Origin of the sequence: Streptomyces sp. NRRL B-24484, from assembly GCF_000717715.1 — a bacterium.
In the GTDB taxonomy this organism is placed as follows: domain Bacteria; phylum Actinomycetota; class Actinomycetes; order Streptomycetales; family Streptomycetaceae; genus Kitasatospora.
The window spans coordinates 198,992-212,154 of record NZ_JOAI01000002.1 but is presented as its reverse complement, the minus strand read 5'-3'; the positions used below and the strand labels follow the sequence as shown (position 1 = coordinate 212,154).

Annotated in this window: 11 protein-coding genes; 7 read left to right on the top strand and 4 right to left on the bottom strand. The window is 69.9% G+C overall.

Going from position 1 to position 13,163, the window contains the following annotated elements; all coding sequences use genetic code 11:
• Positions 1 to 160: 160 nt before the first annotated feature.
• The 7 genes from IE98_RS0103055 to IE98_RS0103025 all read left to right on the top strand — a co-directional run bounded on the left by IE98_RS0103055 (position 161) and on the right by IE98_RS0103025 (position 9,564).
• Positions 161 to 721, top strand: a complete 561-nt coding sequence (locus IE98_RS0103055) for a DUF1707 and DUF4190 domain-containing protein (protein ID WP_234443382.1) — start codon at positions 161 to 163, stop codon at positions 719 to 721.
• 410 nt (positions 722 to 1,131) lie between these two features.
• On the top strand, positions 1,132 to 1,503 hold the full coding sequence (gene rpsL, locus IE98_RS0103050; RefSeq protein WP_014144289.1) for a 30S ribosomal protein S12: 372 nt from the start codon (positions 1,132 to 1,134) through the stop codon (positions 1,501 to 1,503).
• 2 nt (positions 1,504 to 1,505) lie between these two features.
• Complete coding sequence (gene rpsG / locus IE98_RS0103045) at positions 1,506 to 1,976, top strand: 30S ribosomal protein S7 (RefSeq protein WP_030263556.1); 471 nt, start codon at positions 1,506 to 1,508, stop codon at positions 1,974 to 1,976.
• Between the two features lie 39 nt (positions 1,977 to 2,015).
• Complete coding sequence (fusA, locus tag IE98_RS0103040) at positions 2,016 to 4,121, top strand: elongation factor G (protein WP_030263554.1); 2,106 nt, start codon at positions 2,016 to 2,018, stop codon at positions 4,119 to 4,121.
• Positions 4,122 to 4,344: 223 nt separating this feature from the next.
• On the top strand, positions 4,345 to 5,538 hold the full coding sequence (gene tuf, locus IE98_RS0103035) for an elongation factor Tu (RefSeq protein WP_030263551.1): 1,194 nt from the start codon (positions 4,345 to 4,347) through the stop codon (positions 5,536 to 5,538).
• A 340-nt stretch (positions 5,539 to 5,878) separates the two neighbouring features.
• The gene (locus IE98_RS0103030; protein WP_030263549.1) at positions 5,879 to 7,876 is read left to right on the top strand and encodes a hypothetical protein; all 1,998 of its coding nucleotides are present in this window, start codon (positions 5,879 to 5,881) and stop codon (positions 7,874 to 7,876) included.
• 488 nt (positions 7,877 to 8,364) lie between these two features.
• A complete protein-coding gene (locus IE98_RS0103025; protein WP_052390053.1) occupies positions 8,365 to 9,564 on the top strand; it encodes an acyltransferase family protein in 1,200 nt (399 codons plus the stop codon).
• Positions 9,565 to 9,629: 65 nt separating this feature from the next.
• On the opposite strand, the gene IE98_RS0103020 is transcribed toward IE98_RS0103025, so the two are convergent.
• From IE98_RS0103020 to rfbA, 4 genes are all read right to left on the bottom strand, one after another.
• The gene (locus IE98_RS0103020) at positions 9,630 to 10,577 is read right to left on the bottom strand and encodes an NAD-dependent epimerase/dehydratase family protein (protein ID WP_030263544.1); all 948 of its coding nucleotides are present in this window, start codon (positions 10,575 to 10,577) and stop codon (positions 9,630 to 9,632) included.
• A gap of 43 nt (positions 10,578 to 10,620) precedes the next feature.
• A complete protein-coding gene (locus IE98_RS0103015; RefSeq protein WP_030263542.1) occupies positions 10,621 to 11,520 on the bottom strand; it encodes a glycosyltransferase family 2 protein in 900 nt (299 codons plus the stop codon).
• A 130-nt stretch (positions 11,521 to 11,650) separates the two neighbouring features.
• Complete coding sequence (gene rfbC, locus IE98_RS0103010) at positions 11,651 to 12,250, bottom strand: dTDP-4-dehydrorhamnose 3,5-epimerase (RefSeq protein ID WP_030263540.1); 600 nt, start codon at positions 12,248 to 12,250, stop codon at positions 11,651 to 11,653.
• Entirely contained in the window at positions 12,247 to 13,122 is an 876-nt protein-coding gene (rfbA, locus tag IE98_RS0103005; protein WP_030263538.1) for a glucose-1-phosphate thymidylyltransferase RfbA, read from the bottom strand. Before rfbA ends, rfbC begins: the two co-directional genes overlap by 4 nt.
• Positions 13,123 to 13,163: the final 41 nt, after the last annotated feature.

The window sequence follows — 13,163 nt, the reverse complement described above, 5'->3', positions numbered from 1 at the left end:
GCGGATCCGGCGGCGGACCCGGCCGCCGGCGGGGGCGCCCGCCGCCGCGACGTGATTCGGTCCGAGCGGTGGGCAACTACTCGGGGCCGCCGCTCGTCCTGCATTCTGTAGGGGCAGCACGCGCATCCGACGCGCGACGGGGTGTCAGGGAGGTGGCCGCATGGCCGTTGAGCCGTGGAGGCATCCGCAGCAGCCGTACGGCCCGCCGCCGCAGCCCTGGCAGCCGGCGGCCACCCCGCAGGCGGCGATGCGGGCCGCCCACGCGGACCGCGAGCGGACGGTCGACGTGCTGAAGGCCGCCTACGCCGAGGGCCGGCTGACGGCGGAGGAGTACTCGCAGCGCTTCGACCACGTGCACCGCGCACAGACGTACGGTCAGCTCGCGCACCTGGTCGCCGACCTGCCGTCCGGGCCGATGGTGGCGCCGATGGGCGCGGCCGTGCCGGTCGTCCCGCCGACCTTCATGCCGCCGCCGGTGCCGTACGCGCCGCCGCGCACCAACGGCATGGCGATCGCCTCGATGGTGCTCGGCCTGCTCTGCCTGCCGACCTTCGGCGCGCTGGGCATCCCGGCCGTGGTGACCGGGCACATCGCGAAGTCGCAGCTGCGCGCGGGCCGCGAGGAGGGCGACGGCATGGCGACCGCCGGCCTGGTGATCGGCTGGTTGTCGGTGGCGGGCTGGGCGATGATGATGCTGCTGGCCGTGGTGTCCTCGGGCTGACCCGGCACCCCCCGTTCCGTCCCGCCGGTCGGGACGGCGGCCGAGCCGGGTGGCGACCCCGGCGGATGTGTGGTAGGACGGCGGGACCGTTCCCGCACCGTTCCGGTTGTCCCAGGCTCGCCCGGGTGAGCAGCGGCGTTGCATTTGTTTTGACCGCCGCCGATGCGCTAGGTACGCTCTGTTTCGTGCCTGGGGTGTCCCCGGGTCCTTGTGCGTGCCAGTTGACCGGCAGCCGTAGCAGAGCGCTGATCCCGCTCTCGCCGTGCGAGCGCCGTCGCTGTCCATCAGCTCATGGGATTCCGCGATTCCTCCGCCGGGAGACTCGACACACCCGACCGCGTGGGTCGGTGGGTCGAGGGGCGCCGCAGGTTAGTTTTACGCAGCCTTGGCACACAGAAAACGGAGAAACGGTGCCTACGATCCAGCAGCTGGTCCGAAAGGGCCGGCAGGACAAGGTCGAGAAGAACAAGACGCCCGCCCTGAAGGGTTCGCCCCAGCGTCGCGGCGTCTGCACGCGTGTGTACACGACCACCCCGAAGAAGCCGAACTCGGCTCTGCGTAAGGTCGCCCGTGTGCGCCTCACCAGCGGGATCGAGGTCACCGCCTACATCCCGGGCGAGGGCCACAACCTGCAGGAGCACTCCATCGTGCTGGTCCGCGGTGGCCGTGTGAAGGACCTTCCTGGTGTCCGCTACAAGATCATCCGCGGCTCCCTCGACACCCAGGGTGTCAAGAACCGCAAGCAGGCTCGCAGCCGCTACGGCGCCAAGAAGGAGAAGTAAGAATGCCTCGTAAGGGCCCCGCCCCGAAGCGCCCGGTCATCATCGACCCGGTTTACGGCTCCCCGCTGGTGACCTCGCTGGTCAACAAGATCCTGCTGCACGGCAAGCGCTCCACCGCCGAGCGGATCGTGTACGGCGCCCTCGAGGGTGTCCGCGAGAAGACCGGCGCCGACCCGGTGGTCGCGCTCAAGCGCGCCCTGGAGAACGTCAAGCCGACCCTCGAGGTCAAGTCCCGCCGTGTCGGTGGCGCGACCTACCAGGTGCCGGTCGAGGTCAAGCCGGGCCGTGCCAACACCCTGGCGCTGCGCTGGCTCGTCGGTTACTCCCGCGCCCGCCGCGAGAAGACCATGACCGAGCGTCTGCTCAACGAGATCCTCGACGCCAGCAACGGCCTCGGCGCGTCCGTGAAGCGTCGCGAGGACACCCACAAGATGGCCGAGTCCAACAAGGCCTTCGCGCACTACCGCTGGTAGTCCGAACCCCGTCACTAGACAGAGAGAGAACGAGCCACCATGGCTGCAACCTCCCTTGACCTCGCCAAGGTCCGCAACATCGGGATCATGGCGCACATCGACGCGGGCAAGACCACCACCACCGAGCGGATCCTGTTCTACACCGGTGTCTCGTACAAGATCGGTGAGGTCCACGACGGCGCTGCCACGATGGACTGGATGGAGCAGGAGCAGGAGCGCGGCATCACCATCACGTCGGCCGCGACGACCTGTCACTGGACGCTCGACGGCGTCGACAACACCATCAACATCATCGACACCCCGGGCCACGTCGACTTCACCGTCGAGGTGGAGCGTTCGCTGCGCGTGCTCGACGGTGGCGTGACGGTGTTCGACGGCGTCGCCGGCGTCGAGCCCCAGTCCGAGACCGTGTGGCGGCAGGCTGACCGCTACGGCGTCCCGCGCATCTGCTTCATCAACAAGCTGGACCGCACGGGTGCCGACTTCTACTTCTGCGTGCAGACCATCGTGGACCGCCTCGGCGCGACCCCGCTGGTCATGCAGCTGCCGATCGGCGCCGAGTCCGACTTCGTCGGTGTCGTCGACCTGGTGAAGATGAAGGCCCTGGTCTGGTCGCCGGACGCCCCCAAGGGCGAGATGTACGAGACCGTCGACATCCCGGCCGACCTCGCCGACAAGGCCGAGGAGTACCGCGAGGCCCTGCTCGACACCGTGTCGAACGTCAGCGACGAGGTGATGGAGCTCGCCCTGGAGGGCGAGGACATCCCCGAGGAGCTGCTGATCGCCGCGATCCGCAAGGGCACGCTGAACTCGGACTTCACCCCGATCTTCTGCGGCTCGGCGTTCAAGAACAAGGGCGTTCAGCCCCTGCTCGACGCGGTTGTGAAGTACCTGCCGTCGCCCCTCGACATCGAGGGCATCGAGGGCACCAAGCCGAACAACCCCGAAGAGAAGATCGTCCGCCAGGCCTCGGACGACGAGCCGCTGGCCGCCCTGGCGTTCAAGATCATGTCTGACCCGCACCTGGGCAAGCTCACCTTCGTCCGCGTGTACTCCGGCCGCCTGGAGTCCGGCACCTCGGTGCTGAACTCCGTCAAGGGCAAGAAGGAGCGCATCGGCAAGATCTACCGCATGCACGCGAACAAGCGTGAGGAGATCGACTCGGTGGGCGCCGGCGACATCATCGCCGTCATGGGCCTCAAGCAGACCACCACCGGTGAGACGCTGTCCGACGAGAAGCAGCCGGTCATCCTGGAGTCCATGGACTTCCCGGCCCCGGTCATCCGCGTCGCGATCGAGCCCAAGTCCAAGGGTGACCAGGAGAAGCTGGGTGTCGCCATCCAGCGTCTCGCCGAGGAGGACCCGTCCTTCCAGGTCAACACGGACGAGGAGACCGGCCAGACCATCATCGCGGGCATGGGCGAGCTGCACCTCGAGGTGCTCGTCGACCGCATGCGCCGTGAGTTCAAGGTCGAGGCCAACGTCGGCAAGCCGCAGGTCGCGTACCGCGAGACGATCCGCAAGGCCGTCGAGCGCATCGACTACACGCACAAGAAGCAGACCGGTGGTTCGGGTCAGTTCGCGAAGATCCAGATCGCGATCGAGCCGCTGGAGTCGGGCGAGGGCTACGAGTTCGTCAACAAGGTCACCGGTGGCCGCGTGCCGAAGGAGTACATCCCCTCGGTCGACGCCGGTTGCCAGGAGGCCATGGAGTTCGGTGTCCTCGCCGGCTACCCGCTCCAGGGCGTTCGCGTGACCCTGCTCGACGGTGCGTCGCACGACGTCGACTCGTCCGAGCTCGCGTTCAAGATCGCCGGTTCGATGGCCTTCAAGGAAGGCGCCAGGAAGGCCGGTCCGGCCCTCCTGGAGCCGATGATGGCCGTCGAGGTCACCACGCCCGAGGACTACATGGGCGACGTGATCGGCGACATCAACTCCCGCCGTGGCCAGATCCGGGCCATGGAGGAGCGTCACGGTGCGCGCGTCGTCAAGGCGCTCGTGCCGCTCTCCGAGATGTTCGGCTACGTCGGTGACCTGCGCAGCAAGACCTCTGGTCGCGCAAGCTACTCGATGCAGTTCGACTCGTACGCCGAGGTTCCGCGGAACGTGGCGGACGACATCATCGCCAAGGCCAAGGGCGAGTAAGGCCGGCTCCGCCGGTCGAGGGTTCGGCCCGTTATTCGGGACGAATCAGACCCCTTAGGCTAGAAGGAGGTAACCCGGGGCGAATCCCCACGGATTCCCCCGGGCCCTCCCGGCACCCCACCCCGCGGGACGGCATGGAGCGCTACCAGCGCCCCGTTCCCAATCCCGATCAAAGACCAACTGACGTCGTACGGCGTACAGAACTGTCCTCAGGAGGACTGCAGTGGCGAAGGCGAAGTTCGAGCGGACGAAGCCCCACGTCAACATCGGCACCATCGGTCACATCGACCACGGTAAGACCACGCTGACCGCGGCGATCACCAAGGTGCTGCACGACGCGTACCCGGACATCAACCCCTTCACGCCGTTCGACCAGATCGACAAGGCGCCGGAGGAGCGGCAGCGCGGTATCACCATCTCGATCGCGCACGTCGAGTACCAGACCGAGGCGCGTCACTACGCCCACGTTGACTGCCCGGGTCACGCTGACTACATCAAGAACATGATCACCGGTGCGGCCCAGATGGACGGTGCGATCCTCGTCGTCGCCGCCACCGACGGCCCGATGCCGCAGACCAAGGAGCACGTCCTCCTGGCCCGCCAGGTCGGCGTCCCCTACATCGTCGTCGCCCTGAACAAGGCCGACATGGTGGACGACGAGGAGATCCTGGAGCTCGTCGAGCTCGAGGTCCGTGAGCTCCTCTCCGAGTACGAGTTCCCGGGCGACGACCTGCCGGTCGTGCGCGTCTCGGCGCTCAAGGCGCTCGAGGGCGACAAGGAGTGGGGCGAGAAGCTCCTCGGCCTCATGCACGCCGTCGACGAGTCGATCCCGACCCCGGCCCGTGCCACCGAGCTGCCGTTCCTGATGCCGATCGAGGACGTCTTCACGATCACCGGTCGTGGCACCGTCGTCACCGGCCGCATCGAGCGCGGTGTCCTCAAGGTCAACGAGACCGTCGACATCATCGGCATCAAGACCACCAAGACCACCACCACGGTCACCGGTATCGAGATGTTCCGCAAGCTGCTCGACGAGGGCCAGGCCGGTGAGAACGTCGGTCTGCTCCTCCGTGGCATCAAGCGCGAGGACGTCGAGCGCGGCCAGGTCATCATCAAGCCGGGTTCGGTCACGCCGCACACCGACTTCGAGGCCCAGGCCTACATCCTGTCGAAGGACGAGGGTGGCCGTCACACCCCGTTCTTCAACAACTACCGCCCGCAGTTCTACTTCCGTACCACGGACGTGACCGGCGTCGTGACCCTCCCCGAGGGCACCGAGATGGTCATGCCGGGCGACAACACCGCCATGACCGTCGCGCTGATCCAGCCCGTCGCCATGGAGGAGGGCCTCAAGTTCGCCATCCGTGAGGGTGGCCGCACCGTCGGCGCCGGCCAGGTCACCAAGATCGTCAAGTGACGATCCGACCCCTGGTCTGCCGTAGGCAGGCATAGCTCCACGAGCTGAACCCCGTACCTTCGTCTCCGGAGGAAGGTACGGGGTTTTCGTGTCTCCGGAGGCATCGCGTACTCTGTTGCCCCGGAATCCCGCATTGTGTGATCAGCCCAATATCGTGCGGGTCGCCGTGCGGCGAGGGGACCGCATTCGCGCGAGGACGACCCGTGCAGAGCTCCGGGTCGGTCCCGCGCGTTCCCGGTCCGCAGGGTGCGGGCCCACGTGTCCGACCTGAAGAGGGGAAGCGGAAGGAATGACTGCTCAGCTCGCGGAGCCGAGGGAGAGGTCGGGCGGACCGAACCCGGTGAGCCCCGAGCAGCCGCGCAGGTCGATCCGCTGGGGACTGCCGGCCGGACTGCTGGCCGCCTCGTGGTTGCTTCCCGTGCTCCTCCACGCCGTCCGGCTGGACGTCGTGCTGCTGCCGGTGATCGTCCTGGCCATCGCCTCCGTCCTCAGGGTCGGCGGCGGACTGCTCGACCGGCTCGTCGTCGCCGGACTGCTGTTCGCCGGGTCGCTGATGACGCTCGGCCTGGTGGCCTCCTTCTCGCCCTGGGGTCTCCACCCGGTACCGGCGGCCGGGGTGCTGCTGACCGCGGTGTCCCTGGCGACCGTGCTCGGGCGGCGGCGCCCGTCGCTTCCCCTGAGGGGCCGGCCGACCGACCTGGTGATCCTCGGCGCGGGTGCCGTGATGTGGCATTACGTCCACCGTCCGGTGGCCGGGAAGTCGGCATTCGAGCGCCTTTCGGAAATCCTCACGGCCGAGGACCGAATCGCCCATTTCTCGATTTTCGACACGCTCCACCGGGTGGGCGGCTACGCGTTCATCAACCAGTCGCAGGCGCGCCCGTCGCTCTCCCCGCCCACCGAGGTGGCGTATCCGCAGGGCTCGCACTTCCTGTGGACGTGGATCGACGTCTTCCGCCGGTCGTCGGTCGAACTCGGCTCGCCCGCCGAGGCGTACAGCCGCTACTTCACCTACATCCTGCTGTCCTACGTCCTGCTCTGCATGGCCCTGGTCTGGGCCGCCCGCTGGGTGGGCGGCCCGCGGCTGCGGGGCTGGCGCGCCGCCGCGGTGTGCGGCAGCGTGGCGGCGTTCCTGGTGACCAGCACCCTCGCCTGGCTGATCCCCGCCGGCTTCGACTCGGAGATCATCGGCCTCCTCTTCCTGGTGCTGATCGCGGCGCTGGTCATCCGCCCGGCCATGGGCACCGCCGAGTACGCCCTGGTGTCGGTGGCCGGCCTCGTCACCGTCGCCTACTGCTACAACCCCTACGCCGGATTCGTCGGCCTCTTCCTGATCGCCGGCGCGATCGTGCACCGCCGCCGGCAGCGGAAGTCGCGGAGGTTCCTGTACGCCGTCCAGATCCTCGGCGGCGCGATCGCGGTGATCCCCAGCGCCGTCACCGTGCTGTCGCACTTCGACGTGGGCAACCAGGCGATGGCCGGCGGCGCGAAGATCCCGCTGGACCGCTCCACGATCATCGGCCTCGGCGCACTCGTCGTGGTGGCCGCCCTGTACGCGCGCAACCGCAGGGTCGGCGCGGTGCAGATGGTCCTCGCGGTCGTCCTGGGCAGCGGACTGGTGATCGGCCTCTTCGGCGCCTGGCAGAAGCTGACCATCGGGGCGCCGTCCTACTACTTCGAGAAGATGGTCACCGCCGGCCTGTGCCTCGCGCTGATCTCGGTCGGCTCGATCGCCCTGCTCTTCCGCCCGGTGGCCGGGCGCTCCGCCCGCCGGTTCGGGCTGGGCAGCGAGGCCCTGATGTCCGTGACCGCCGTGGTGGCGGCGCTGAGCCTGTTCGGCGGCGTCCAGTGGGGGGCGCCCGCGGCCGAGGGTCAGACCTCCGGCTTCCAGAAGAGCGATCTGCTCAACTGGGCCAAGGGCAAGATGAGCGGCACGATCGGCCCCGGCCCGGCCGTCTTCGCCGAGCGCGACATCCACCGCGTCCAGGCACCGGTCATCACCCTGTACTCCAACAACGCCTACGCGAACTGGCGCACGTCGTTCTTCGCCGAGAGCCTGCTCCACGACTCCCACGTGATGCCGGCGTACGCGAACCTCCTGAAGGTGCAGATCGGGGGCTCGCTCCGGGCGGAGCACCCGGAGGAGGACACTCCCGCGAAGGCCGCCGAGCGCGAGCAGTCCTACCGGGACTCCCTGGAGAACCTGAAGAAGGTCGTGGCCGACTGCCCGAGCACGCCGACCATCCTGGTCGGCGACGAGGCCGCGAGCACGCGTCTGCGCCGGGACCTCGCCGCTGCCGACGTGCGGGCCACGGTGCTCTACGCCCCGCTGGGCTGACGGGACGCCGGTCCCGGGCACGGACGGTGCCGACCGCAGCGGTCGGCACCGTCCGGATGCGGCGGGGGCGGCACCGGTGACGGTCCTGCTGTCGGCCGCCGACGCCCCCCGGGCCCGCGGTGGCGCCAGATTCCAGCCCCGGCGCTCGTGACCGTCCTCACACCATCGGTTCACCCGATTTCCTTCACAGGGCCGCGTCCGGGGCGCCGACGATCACTGCAGCGCGGAACCGATCACTCCGAATCCTTCGCTGTCCGGCCGCGCCGCAGGTTGCGACGGGTGTCGACCGAATCCGTCTCCACAACCCCGCGCGGGTGGCCCGGCCCGTGCGGTGCCGGGGGCGCGGGTGCCGGCCTCCGGCCAGTCCCCGCACGGGACCGCCCTGTCTGTGGAGGCCGATTGGATTGTCTGTAGAGTCAGGTCGGCGCTCGCCGTCATCACCCCGCGGGCGGTCGTCGATCCAGGCTGCCTCTCCGAAAGTCTTCACCATGCCCGCTGCCCTCGCTCTGAAGCCGAGCCGGTTCGGTCCCCGCTCAGCACCGAAGGAGGGGACGGAAAGCCCGGCACCCCGTCCCGCCGTCCGCGCCAGCAGGCTCTACGCGCTGGACGGGATGCGGCTCTTCGCGGCCCTGAGCGTGCTCTCGTTCCACTGGACCGCGTACGTCGGGATCTCCGGCATCTGGCAGGGAGTCACGCCGCGCGAGGTCATCCCCCTGGTCAACCGGGCCGCCGCCTACGGCTGGATGGGCGTCGAGCTCTTCTTCGTCATCAGCGGCTTCGTGATCTGCATGAGCTGCTGGGGCAAGCGGCCCGGTGAGTTCTTCTCGTCCCGGGTGGTGCGGCTCTACCCGGCCTACTGGGCGGGCGTGGTGCTCACCAGCAGCGTGATCCTCCTCCTGCCGCACCTGGCCCGCAGGCGCGCCGGCAGCGGGCTCACCCTGCGGACGGTGCTCGGCAACCTGACGATGCTCCAGTCCCCGCTGGGCCTGCGCCCGGTGGACGGCGTCTACTGGACCCTCTGGGTCGAGATGAGGTTCTACCTGCTCTTCGCCGTCGTGGTGGCGATGGGGCTGACCTACCGCAAGGTCGTGGCCTTCTGCGGCATCTGGACGATCGTGGCGGTGGTCGCCGGTCAGGTCGACAACCAGCTGCTCGACACCGTGGCGATGCCCCAGGAGTCCCCGCTCTTCATCGCCGGCATGGCGATGTTCCTGATGTACCGCTTCGGCCAGGACCTGCTGCTGTGGGGCATCGTCGGATTCTCCTGGCTGCTCGCGCTGGTCCGCATCCCCGCGATCAGGGCGGTCTACGTCGAGGCCCTCGGCCACCCGCTGTCCTGGTCGGTGACGGCCGTCCTCATGACGGCCGCGTTCGCGCTGGTGCTGGCGGCCGCGCTGGGCGCGCTGGACTGGGTGCGCTGGCGGTGGCTCACCGTGGCTGGCGCGTTGACCTACCCGCTGTACCTGATCCACCAGGAGATCGGCTGGACGATCATCCACTGGTCGCTGAAGCACGGCCTCGGCGTCCGGTCCGCCCTGCTGGTCGCCCTGGTGACCGTGCTGACGACGGCGTGGCTGATCCACCGGTTCGTCGAGCGGCCCCTCGCGGGCCGGCTCAAGAAGGGGCTGCAGCACTCCATGACGAGGCTGCGCGCGGCCTCCGACACCCCCGCCGCCCCGCAGGGCTGACGTCCGTACGACGGTGCCCCGGCAGTCCGCAGGGACTGCCGGGGCACCGTTGCGACCGGATGCGGTCAGACCGTCTTCAGCTGCGCGTGCCAGAGCGACTCGACGGAGTCCCGCAGGCTCCGCCGCGGGGTCCAGCCGAGCTCCGCCGCCGCCGCGGCCACGTCCAGCTGCTGCCACTCCCGTTCGGGGCCGGTGCCGTCCGGGGCCGGCACCTCGGTCACCGCGACGGGGACGCCGCTCACCTCGATCAGGAGGTCGACCAGCTGCCGCGCCGGGGCTGCCGCGCCCGTCCCGATGTTCAGCACGGTACGGGGCGTCCTGGTGGCCGCGGCGGCCACCACGGCGTCCACCGTGTCGTCCAGGTCCACGAAGTCGCGCTGGGCGGTGAGCGGCTGCAGCGACAGCTCGGCCACCGTGCCCGCGGCGTGGGCCGCGGCGAGCTTGGCACCCATCACCCCGAGCAGGCTGTGCCCGGGCTGGCCGGCGCCGGTCACGTTCCCGAGGCGGAGCACGACGGCGTCGAGGCCCTCGCGACCGACCGCGTCGACGACCCGCTCGGTCGCCGCGAGCTTCAGCCGGCCGTAGGCCATCACCGGGGCCGGGACGTCGTCCTCGTGCTGGCTGGTGCCGACCGGCACCAGGCCGTACTCGTGGACGGTGCCGAGGTGCACCAGCCGGGCCGGGGCGGCCGTCGAGCCGATCGCCTCGACGAGCCGGTCCACCAGGACGACGTTGGCGACGTGCATCTGCTCGTCGTCGAGCCCCCACATGCCGCCGGCCGCGTTCACGACGACGTCGACGCGCTCGCGCTCCAGCAGCGCGGCCAGCTCGGACGCGGGGGACGCCGTCAGGTCGAAGGGGACGAAGCGGCCGGCCACCGGCACGGCGGAGGGCTTGCGGGCCAGCGTGAGGACCTCGCTCCCCGTCGCCTCGAACCGTGCGGTGACGGCCCGGCCTATGAACCCGGTGCCGCCGAGGACGGCGACGCGCGGCGGGGTGTGCGGGGTGCTCATGGCGGAGCGCTCCTTGAGGAGAGGGGGACCGGGTGCCGAGGGGTCAGCGGACCCGGCTGGTGGCGGAGGCGTTCCGCAGCAGGGTCCGGGCACCGTCCCACTGGCGGTTGCGCACGGCACCCGGTACCAGCGTGAGGGCGTGGATCCTGGCGGAGATGTGGCTGCGCGCGGCCTTCGCGGCCCGCGGCCAGCCGTGCGCGTCCAGCCGGTCGGCGACGTCGAGGAAGTAACGGCGGGCCTCGGTGAACCGCGTGCCGCTGAAGGCGGACTTCGAGGAGATGCTGACCGTGTGCCGGCGGTACTGGAAGCACAGCGTGTCGCTGACCGCCATCCGCTCGCCGGCCTGGAGCAGGTCGACGATCAGCGCGAGGTCCTGGATGATCTCCAGGTTGTCGCGGAAGCCCATCGAGCGGACGGCGTCGGTGCGCCAGCAGATCGACGGGAAGTACAGCCAGTTCCCGCGCAGCAGGCTGACGGCGAGCTCCTCGCCGCCCATCAGCTCCAGGCCGCGGGTCCGCGGCGCGTACAGCCGCCGCTTGGCCTCGTCCACCAGCGTGCGGCTGACCGCGCCGTCGCTGCCGATGACCTCGACGCCCGGCTGGATCATGGCCACGCCGGGGTGGGCCGCGAGCACGCCGCGGATCGTCTCGATGTAGGTGGGCAGCATGATGTCGTCGGTGCCCATGAACACGAGGTACTCGTGCTCGGCGAGGCCGAGGCACTTGCGGTAGTTGCCGGTGACGCCGAGGTTCTGCTCGTTGCGCATGTACCGGACCCGCGGATCGCCGAGGGCGGCGAACCACTCCGGCACGCCCGGCTCGCGCCCGTCGTCGACGACCGTCAGCCGCCAGTCCCGGTCGGTCTGCGCCAGGACACTGCGCACCGCGGCCTGCATCAGTGCCACGTCGCCGTAGTAGGGGAGCAGGACATCCAGAGTGGTCATGGCGGGTATCCGGTGGTTGGGGGCGGCTGCCCCGGTACGGAGCACGGCCACGGACGTGGCGGCCACATCATATGACCGACGTGCCGGTCGTTCGGGCGGGCGCCGTCCGGGACGGCACCCGCCCGGCGCTTCAGACCGAGCGGAGCCCGGCGGTGTACGCCCGGCAGGCCTCGTAGTCCGGCAGCAGACCGGAGGCCTCCGCCTCGGCCAGCGAGGGAGCGGCCTCGTCGCGCGCGGACAGCTGCGGCTCGGCGGTGCCCCAGTCGATGGCGAGGTCCGGGTCCAGCGGGTGCACGGTGTGCTCGCCGGTCGGGTTGTAGGTCTCGGAGCAGACGTACGAGAGCGTGGCGTCGTCCGTCAGTGCGCAGAAGCCGTGGCCGAGGCCCTCCGGGATGTACACGGCCCGGCGGTCCACGTCGTCCAGCCGGACGGACTCCCACCGGCCGAAGGTCGGCGAACCGACCCGCAGGTCCACCACCACGTCGAGCACCGCACCGCGCACGCACGTGACGTACTTGGCCTGGCCGGGCGGCACGTCGGCGAAGTGGACGCCCCGCACCACGCCGCGGGAGGACACCGAGAGGTTCGCCTGGGCCAGCCGCAGCGGGTGGCCGACCACCTCGGAGAGCCGGTCGAAGCGGTACCACTCCATGAACAGCCCGCGCGGATCGCCGTGCTGCTGCGGAGTCATCTCGAACGCGCCGGCGATCGACAGCTCGCGGAACTTCATCGGTTGCCCTCCTCGACGAGCAGGTCCAGCAGGTACTCCCCGTACCCGCTCTTGCGGAGCGGCTCGGCCAGCTCGCGCAGCTGCGCCGAGTCGATCAGGCCGGCGCGCCAGACCGCCTCCTCGATGCAGCCGATCTTGAATCCCTGGCGCTCCTCGATCACCCGGACGAACTCGGAGGCCTGCACCATCGACACGAACGTGCCGGTGTCCAGCCAGGCCGTACCGCGGTCCAGCACGGTGACCTGCAGCTCGCCGTTGCGCAGGTAGGCCTCGTTGACCGCCGTTATCTCCAACTCGCCCCGGGCGCTCGGCTCCAGGTTCTCGGCGATCTTGACGACCCGGTTGTCGTAGAAGTACAGGCCGGGCACGGCGTACCGGGACTTCGGGTGCTCGGGCTTCTCCTCGATGGAGATGACCTGGCCCCCGCCGTCGAACTCCACCACGCCGTACGCGCGCGGATCGGCCACCGGGTAGGCGAACACCCGCCCGCCGGCCGGCTCGGTGTGCTGGGCGAGCCGGGTGCCCAGACCGCTGCCGTGGAAGATGTTGTCGCCCAGGATCAGCGCGACCGGCTCGTCCCCGATGAAGTCGGCGCCGAGCACGAAGGCCTGGGCGATCCCCTCGGGACGCTCCTGGACCGCGTACTCCAGGCGCAGGCCGAGCTGGGAACCGTCGCCGAGCAGGCGCTGGAACTGCTCCTGGTCCTGCGGGGTCGTGATGATCAGGATCTCGCTGATGCCCGCCATCACCAACGTGGACAGCGGGTAGTAGACCATCGGCTTGTCGAACACGGGGAGCAACTGCTTCGACACCGCCCGGGTCAGCGGCCACAGGCGCGATCCGGTACCGCCCGCCAAGAGAATTCCACGCATGACGGGCAGCTTATGCGAGGCCCCCGGCGGGATCGTGGGGC